Raw genomic sequence first — 8,344 nt, forward strand, 5'->3', positions numbered from 1 at the left:
AAAAATCGAACGTTGTTATTCATTATTTTTATCCTCTACTGTCGACACTTCAATGGCAAGATCTGGGCAGCGAAGCTCACACATCAGGCAACAGATGCAATCCTCGGGACGAATCGCAGATGATCTATTCTCCACATCTAACTCCAGGACCTTTGTGGGGCAAAAATGAACACAAATTCCACATCCCTTGCACCATTCCCGATTAATTATGATTTTACTGAGCTTATGCTTGACCATATGAACCTCGCACTCGTTGATTGTGAGTAATCAACTCTAAAGATCACGATATAATTTCTGACCTGCCAAGCTGTTAGAATACGTAATATTACACCAAGGAGCAAATCATTCTTGGGTTTTTGCGGTTCAGGTAACAATAACAAGAGTGAGCAATGGGGTTATAAATATGGTAAAAAATGAAGTTGACAATGATCAGTTACAGATTTACTCATTGTCAAAATAGTGATCGGTCATGTATCACGCAATGAGGCATGATCTCAGGGAGTAATCTGCCATTTTTTTAAGATCCCCCTTCACCTGTCCACCGCAAATCGATACCCTTAAATTACATTTAACAATCTATTTCATTCTCCCAGACAACTCAAAAAAAATAATGAGCCTAAATCATGAGTGACTCCAGTGAATATTTGAATAAACGGATTGCCGTGCTTGAAGAAAAACTGCATCGCGAACAGAGAAGGTGCACCCTGTATCAGGAGATGGTCGAACAAGCCAGGGATCTACTGCAGTCGGTGAGGTTGGATGGCTCTTTTGCTTTTGTCAATAAGGCCTGGCGGCAGGTCTTGGGGTATACCAAGGAAGAGATCGACAACCTCAACCTCTTTGACATTATCGATCCCGGTGAACATAGCCATTGTCGGAGTCTCTTTAATGAACTGCTCTCCGGCCGAAAACTGCAAGAGATTGAGACTGTCTTTCGGGCCAGGAACGGTAAAAAGATTCATGTGAGTGGCAAGGTCAACTGCAAGTTCGTTGATGGGCAGCCTACTATTACTTTAGGTATTTTTCGAGATATATCTGATCGTAAATTGGTGCAAGAAGAACGGGAGCGCTTGATTATTGAACTCAAAGAGGCGTTGGCCCGCGTTAAAACTTTAAGCGGCTTACTGCCTATCTGCTCATCATGTAAAAATATTCGCGATGATCGCGGGTATTGGAAACGTATCGAGTCCTATATTATGGCTCACTCGGATGCTGATTTCAGTCATGGTATCTGCCCGGACTGTGCCGTTGAAAAATTTCCAGAACTTTATGGCACAGATCGGAACAAACTGGTTGAAATTGACCGGATGAATAAAAATGAGGAGTAACTGATCCGATCAGGTCTTGATGGATGATCCTACAAAATCCAATCTGAAAATAACGAATTGAATGCGGTAATGGTTGCTTTGGCCAATACTGTTGCTGCTTCGTGAGGATGGCGCTTATCTGCTGCTTGACCTAGAGCTAAGTCGACAACAGATGGCAACAGGGGAGTAAGTCGAGGATGAGTTGTCATGGTATCCTTGGCTCGCTCAAGCAGATGCTTGGCTACCATGTCCGGGGAGACTGACGATAGATCTTTCTGAATTGAGGGGCTTGAGTGTCTGGGTATGATGGCGTCCAGAAATTGTCGCCATTGCGCAGACATGATATCAATTCCCCTTGGTTCATCTGTTGGTGTTACATTGTTTGCCTGTTTCTTGTTGATAGAAGTGAGAGCCCGGTCAGTGTTAAAATCTTGATTCCATGTGGGCAAAGGGTGGGGACCTTGCAGATAATTTGACAGGATACTGGTTCGAGTGAAAGTCGCTTCCAGTCGTGAAATGCTGCCCATGTCGCCGATATTCATGGTCCCTGTTATCGCCTCACCCATATGGCCAGTGAAAAAGTCGTTGGCAATACTGCCAAGATCGTCAAGAAGTCTCGACAGGTCGTCTAATTCCTGCTGATTCAAGTCCCCTTGGACCGATATCTCCATGCTGTTAAGTCTCAGGTTTTGCTCAATAAGACCAGATGAGTCTGCAGTTGCTGATTCTTTGCGATACTTACTGGTTGCCGAGCGCTGACTGATTGTGATTATGTCGCCTTCCCGTGTGGTCAGGGCAATGGAAACACCCTTGGATTGTGCTTGATAGCTCTCGCTTAGATTTGTCTGCTGTCGATTTATAACAGAGGGTTGTTGCAAAGAGGAGGAAGGGAGTAAGGCAATCGAAGGCTTCATGGCATGGTCTCCTGAGACATAGGGATATAATCTCCTGTATCGGTTAACCGGAGGTATAACTTTAATGGATCAAGTGCGACATTGAACTTGAGGGTTATGAAAGGAAAAAATAGTCTAGTCAAAAGGCCTTGAGGGTATGATCATTCATCTCGTGCGATTGAACATCCACTCATGCTCTGTGGTCAAGGAATTCGCATTACCCGCAGGACAATGATTCCGGCTTCGTATAAGGCGTAGAGCGGACCTCCCATCAACAGGAGGTTGAAAATATCTGGAGTTGGAGTGAGGATGGAAGCGACGATGCTGATGGCAAGGAGGGCATACCGGCGATTTTTTTCAAAGACCTGACGGGGGATGAGTCCGGTCTTGGCAAAAAAGACCATCGCAATGGGCAATTCGAAGATCAGGCCAAAGCCCAACACAAAGACGGTTACAAAATTGACGAATTTACCAATTGAGATGACTGGTTGCAATTGATCTGAACTGAACCCAAGCAGGAATTCGATGCCGTATTTTAAGGTGATGATATAACAGAACAGGGCACCAAGATAGAACAAAATGCTGGTGAATGTAATAAAGAGGAGTTGCGAGAGCCAATTTAATGCGAAAGGTTTGGCTAGAGCCCGCCACAGACAAGTCACTATCACGGGCAATAAGGTCAATATTGCCGCTGTTAAAGCTAACTTGATGTGAGCCAGAAATGGCTCTGCCACAGTGAAGAAGACCAACTTTTGGTGGAGATGGTTTTGGATAAGGGTAAACAGCTGTGGCGAAAACCAATAATAAATAAGAGAAGTCGCACTGAGGAGCAACAACACGCTTAGAGCAGTTTTTCTTAGTCCCTTGATGATCGCGATTAGTTTTGGATAGGGCGAGGTCTTACCGTCAGCGTCCGTTACTGGTTCGGGTGCCATTGGTGTTTGAGCCAAGCGATGGCGTAAGTGAGGAGCACTGGCTCTTCATGAGGAATGGAGGAGAGCATATCCTGTCGAGTGCGAAACTCTTCAAGATAATACAAGGTGTTGACGAAGAGTGCTGCTTCATCTTCCAGCAGCCGTCGGAAGGTGTGATCCTCATTGCGAGGCAGCAAGGTAAGCATCAGGTCTGTGAAGCGATTGTACTCTGCAATCTCCTGGTCGTTAAGCCATTGACTGATGGTTTGACTTTGATCTTCAGCAAAACCTTGGCAGTGCGGTTCCCTCATCATCACAAATTGTTCCTGCCGGCCACCTTCAGGGGTAAGAAGTGTCCCCCTGCCAACGGGATATGTCCTGCAGGCTGCAGGTCGATGCGGATAGACTCGACACCCTGCAGGGCCAACAAAAGGGCAGCTTGCCCGGCCGTCATCAATCATCCCCAGGTAGACTTTAGGATACAGGTCGTCTTGATTGAATTCAATAATCCCATAGTGTTCAAAGAACTGACGGGAATTGAGATCAAGGGCTTGTTTCAGCCGAAGAACATCGTAAGGAGTCAGGCCAAGTTCAAGCTCTCGACAGCATTCGGTAAAGCAGGGAACCCCTGGATGACAGTGGAAACGGAACGATCCATCGGCATCCAGAGGCTGAACATGGTCTGGCAGCAGGGGCATGGATCAGGCAGTCTCTTCTTTGTTCCACACACACAGCAAGGGGCTGGCGATGTACACGGACGAATAGGTGCCGGTGATAAAGCCAATAATCAGGACAAAGGAGAAATCGTGGATTACAACTCCACCCAGAAGGTAAAGGGCAAGGACAGTCAGCGAGGTGGTCAGCGTGACGACAATGGTCCGAGAGAGGACCTCGTTCACACTCATGTTGATGATCTTAGGGAGCTTGGAGTCTTTCCCGTGACGGTGGATATTTTCCCGAATTCGATCAAAGATGATAACCGTGTCGTTAAGCGAGTAGCCGGCCAGGGTCAGCAAGGCCGTGACCACCAGCAGAGTTAGTTCAATATTGAGGACATAGCAGATACCTAAAACGATAACCACGTCATGGAAGGTGGCAATCGCCGCTGCAACACCGAAACGGAGGTTGAAGCGCAGTCCCAGATAGGCAATAACACAGAACATGGAGATGATAATGGCCTGTACAGCTTTATTGCGTAGCGCCTCACTGACTGAAGAGCCGATCTCATACGTGCTCTCGACTGTAAAGTGGGTATCAGGGAGTTCCGTATTCAGGGCGGAGGTAATCTTGTCGGTCATGTTATCGACCTTTTCTGTCGATTTTTTCATTTTGACGATCAGTTGGTTTTCACTGAGAACCTGCTGAAGCTCAACATCACCTAAGTCATGTTTTTTGATCGCTGAACGGGCAGCATCGAGCGTGAATGAATTTTCAGCACGATACTGAATCATGGATCCACCGGAAAAATCAATGCCCAGATTGGCCTCGCCCCGGAGGATCTGGACAAAGGCGAACAGTCCCAACAGCGACAGCGCGATGGAGATGGTGAAGGTGATGTTTTTGACCTTCATGTAATCAAGGTTTGGTTGTTTGAAGAACTGCAGGAAATGCATCGGCTTTAATTTCCGGGTACTGGTGATATAATCATAGACCAGTTTTGAGCCGAAAAGGGTGGAGAAGAGGTTAAAGATAACACCGAAGGAGAGCGTTACCGCAAAGCCCTTGATTGGGCCGGTACCGAAGAGGAACAGGGCCAGGGCGGTAATCAGGGTGGTGACATGAGAGTCGACAATAGTCCAAAAGGCCTTGTCGTATCCTGCCTGAATACCGGACCTGGTCGATTTGCCGATGGAAAACTCCTCACGCATTCGTTCAAAGATCAGGACGTTTGAGTCCACCGCCATACCGATAGACAAGATGATACCGGCAATACCGGGCAGGGTGAGGGTGGCGGACATAAAGGCAAGGCCTACGAAAATCAAGATAACGTTAAGCACCATGGCCAGACAGGCAATAGCGCCTGACCCCCGGTAATAGATCAGCATGAAGACAATAACCAGGACCGTACCCAGGATACCGGACGACAACCCTTTTTCGATAGAGTCACGACCAAGGGAAGCGCCGACTGTCAGGTTCTTGATAATCTCAACTGGAGCGGGCAGGGCGCCAATCCGGAGGACAATGGCCAGGTCGGTAGCTTCTTCGTAGGTGAAATTTCCTGAGATCTGCGCGCTGCCTCCCAGGATTTTTTCGCGGATTACCGGGGCTGATTTGACATTGCCATCAAGGATGATAGCAAAACGTTTATTGACGTTTTTTTCGGTAACCTGACCGAAGATCTTGCCGCCATGGCCAGTAAGATCCAGGGTGACGTAGGGTTCATTAAAGGTCCCACCGACTCGGACCTGGGCGTCGGCTACCATGTCTCCGCTCATCATGACTTGGTTGTAGATCAGGATTGGAGTCTCGGTTTCAATATTAGTCTGAGGGTCTTTGAAGGTGTCAAAGTAGATCTGGGTGTCCTGGGGCAAATCGCGGCTCAGAGCCATATTCAGCTGTTTTGTACTCTGTCCTTTCTGCCACTTGCCGGAGGAGACGGCCTGGTTGATGAGGCTATTGAGGTCAAGGCCACCGTTGTTTTCAACTACCATTTTAAACTCAAGCTGTGCAGTCTGGCCGATCAGGGTTAATGCCCGGTCGGCATCCTTGACTCCGGGAAGCTGGACCACTATTTCATCGTCACCTTGGCGGATAATCACCGGCTCTGCGACACCGAACTGATCTATTCGATTACGAATGATTTCGAGAGATTGATTCACCGCGTTCTTGCGTATGAAGTCAACACGATCCTCTTTGAGCGAGAGGATCATCCGTGGGAAGGAGCCTTCTTCTTCGTGGATTTCGATATCCAGGTTGGCGAAGCTTTCACCCTTGATTAACTCCTTGATGCCAGACATGGCGCTCTTGTTGGGGAGAGTGAAGACCACTTTATCTGCTTGAGGCGCTTTGGTTCTGACTACCGATATCTGTTTTTCGAGCAAGGCGTCCTTAAGATCCTGAGCTGCAAAGTCCAAAGAATTTTCAACGGCCTTTTTCAGATCAACCTTGAGGACCAGATGCATACCGCCCTGGAGGTCAAGACCGAGCTTTATCCCTGCAGGGGCCAGATATTTCTTCCACCATGACGGTACATTGTTGGTTAGTGACGGCACAATGCTGACCACTGACAGGATGCTGATGAGGGAAAGTAGGATAATTTTCCAACGCAAGGACTTATTCATGAATTTTTCCTTAATCAATAATTACCAGGTCGGCAGGAGTGTCGACATGTGAAAATGCTTACCAATACTCGCTTTGGGGACAATACCTTTAAAATGAGAGTCAAGTCGGCGAGGATTATACCTTACAGGGGGCAGATGTCAAACTGAGAAGCGGTCATCCTTGAATTTTATGATAAAGACATCCGTAGAGAGTTGAGTAAGGTTATCATATAAATTTACGAGTGATTCGGCCAGTCGATATTTGGCTGGGGTATTTCCCCTTAACTTGGTTCATATGCCTTTCAATGTCAGAGCGAATAGATTATATATATGTGTTTTTTGATAACTGCTCAGGTTTATCGGTTTACGGTTGACAGTTGACGGTGAGAAATCCTGACAGTGGCTGATCACACACATACATCATGCATCATACGATGATTCATGACTAAACAATGAGAAGTATTTGATGAATACAATGATTTTAATCGCGATGGATTCGATTATGGAGGATGTACTTTTATCATGAAAAAAAGGAAACCGGCTTTTGTTGAAAAAAGCCCCCTTGAACTTGCCACCATGCTCTACAATGTCGCCCTTGATAAAAAGGGCGAAAATATAGTTGTGCTTGATGTGCAAAAAATTTCCGGGTTTACCGATTATTTCTTGATTATGGAAGGTCGTTCGACCCGACATGTTCAAGGACTGGCCACAGCGCTTGAACAGCAGATGAGTCGTAAAAGACTGACCAACGCCAAGGCAGAAGGACTTGAAGAAGGACAGTGGGTTCTTCTTGATTTTGGCGATGTTATCGTCCATATCTTTTACCACGAAGCAAGGCAGGTTTATGACCTTGAGGGATTATGGCACGATGCACCTCGCGTTGACCTGACAAGCCTTGCCACCAGCACAGAGGGAAAAAATCTATGACCAAAGCGACTCCGGTGATGCTGATTGTTTTAGATGGATGGGGGGTTGGCGAAAAGACATCGACCAATGCAGTTCATATGGCCAAGACTCCTAACATGGATTATTGGACCAACCACTATCCTTCAACAACTCTTTTGGCTCATAATGGGGCGGTTGGACTGCCAGAGGGCCAGATGGGCAACTCCGAGGTGGGCCATTTAAATCTTGGGGCAGGCAGAGTTGTTTATCAGGATTTCACGCGGATCAACCGGGCCATCGAGACCGGGGCATTGACTGATAATAAAGTGTTAAATCAAGTGCTGGCCCAGACTCGAGCCGATGATAAGACCCTGCACCTTATGGGCCTTATCTCAGATGGAGGGGTGCACAGCCACCTCAACCATCTCTACGCCCTGGTCCAAATTGCCGCTAATATCGGTCTGACTCGGGTCTGCATCCATGCTTTCATGGATGGGCGTGATACGCCACCTCAGAGCGGTCATGGTTACCTGAAAGAGTTGCAACACCACCTGGACAAGATTGGGGTCGGACGGATCGCCACGATCATTGGCCGCTATTATGCCATGGATCGTGACAATCGTTGGGACCGGGTAGAGTTGGCCTGGTCCGCGCTGGTTGACGGACAGGGCTGCCACTGCAGGGACCCTATAACAGCTGTTGCTGGGGCCTATGCCCGTGACGAAAACGATGAATTCATCAAGCCCATTGTCATTGTTGGCAACGACAAAAAACCCGTCGGTACAATTGGAGACGGAGATAGTGTGATTTTTATAAATTTTCGTGCTGACCGGGCACGACAGATGACTCATGCCTTTACGGATCACGATTTCAATAAATTTCCAATAACCACTAGGCCGCATCTGGCCAGTTTTGTTACCTGCACCAGATATGAAAAGGATTTTGCACTTCCCGTGCTCCGGCAGCGGGGTATCAGTTGTTTTCATCGCTTAAGATGCAATAGATTCAACCCTTTACCTTGTTGATTATGGCGGTTTTCTTTGTGGGTGTAGTCTCGGCAGTTACCTTTGTAACAGAGGGCCAGC

8 protein-coding genes are annotated in these 8,344 nt (G+C 47.3%); 3 read left to right on the forward strand and 5 right to left on the reverse strand.

Features of this window, described 5'->3' with window-relative positions; all coding sequences use genetic code 11:
• Positions 1 to 15: 15 nt before the first annotated feature.
• Positions 16 to 237, reverse strand: coding sequence for a 4Fe-4S dicluster domain-containing protein (locus tag FP815_03490; GenBank protein MBA3013999.1), 222 nt, complete (start codon positions 235 to 237; stop codon positions 16 to 18).
• 386 nt (positions 238 to 623) lie between these two features.
• On the opposite strand from FP815_03490, the gene FP815_03495 reads away from it, so the two are divergent.
• Positions 624 to 1,328: a PAS domain S-box protein gene (locus tag FP815_03495; protein MBA3014000.1), complete on the forward strand. Its 705-nt coding sequence runs from the start codon at positions 624 to 626 to the stop codon at positions 1,326 to 1,328.
• Between the two features lie 29 nt (positions 1,329 to 1,357).
• On the opposite strand, the gene FP815_03500 is transcribed toward FP815_03495, so the two are convergent.
• The 4 genes from FP815_03500 to secD form a co-directional block, all read right to left on the reverse strand.
• Entirely contained in the window at positions 1,358 to 2,221 is an 864-nt protein-coding gene (locus FP815_03500) for a hypothetical protein (protein ID MBA3014001.1), read from the reverse strand.
• 182 nt (positions 2,222 to 2,403) lie between these two features.
• Positions 2,404 to 3,135 carry a preprotein translocase subunit TatC gene (locus FP815_03505; GenBank protein MBA3014002.1) on the reverse strand — a complete coding sequence of 244 codons (732 nt, stop codon included), beginning with the start codon at positions 3,133 to 3,135 and terminating at the stop codon, positions 2,404 to 2,406.
• Positions 3,117 to 3,812: a YkgJ family cysteine cluster protein gene (locus tag FP815_03510; GenBank protein ID MBA3014003.1), complete on the reverse strand. Its 696-nt coding sequence runs from the start codon at positions 3,810 to 3,812 to the stop codon at positions 3,117 to 3,119. Before FP815_03510 ends, FP815_03505 begins: the two co-directional genes overlap by 19 nt.
• Before the next feature lie 3 nt (positions 3,813 to 3,815).
• On the reverse strand, positions 3,816 to 6,395 hold the full coding sequence (secD, locus tag FP815_03515; protein MBA3014004.1) for a protein translocase subunit SecD: 2,580 nt from the start codon (positions 6,393 to 6,395) through the stop codon (positions 3,816 to 3,818).
• Positions 6,396 to 6,896: 501 nt separating this feature from the next.
• Here secD and rsfS point away from each other — a divergent pair.
• Positions 6,897 to 7,301, forward strand: coding sequence for a ribosome silencing factor (rsfS, locus tag FP815_03520; protein MBA3014005.1), 405 nt, complete (start codon positions 6,897 to 6,899; stop codon positions 7,299 to 7,301).
• Positions 7,298 to 8,284: a 2,3-bisphosphoglycerate-independent phosphoglycerate mutase gene (locus tag FP815_03525; protein ID MBA3014006.1), complete on the forward strand. Its 987-nt coding sequence runs from the start codon at positions 7,298 to 7,300 to the stop codon at positions 8,282 to 8,284. Before rsfS ends, FP815_03525 begins: the two co-directional genes overlap by 4 nt.
• Positions 8,285 to 8,344: the final 60 nt, after the last annotated feature.

It is taken from the genome of Desulfobulbaceae bacterium (genome assembly GCA_013792005.1).
Taxonomy (GTDB): domain Bacteria; phylum Desulfobacterota; class Desulfobulbia; order Desulfobulbales; family VMSU01; genus VMSU01.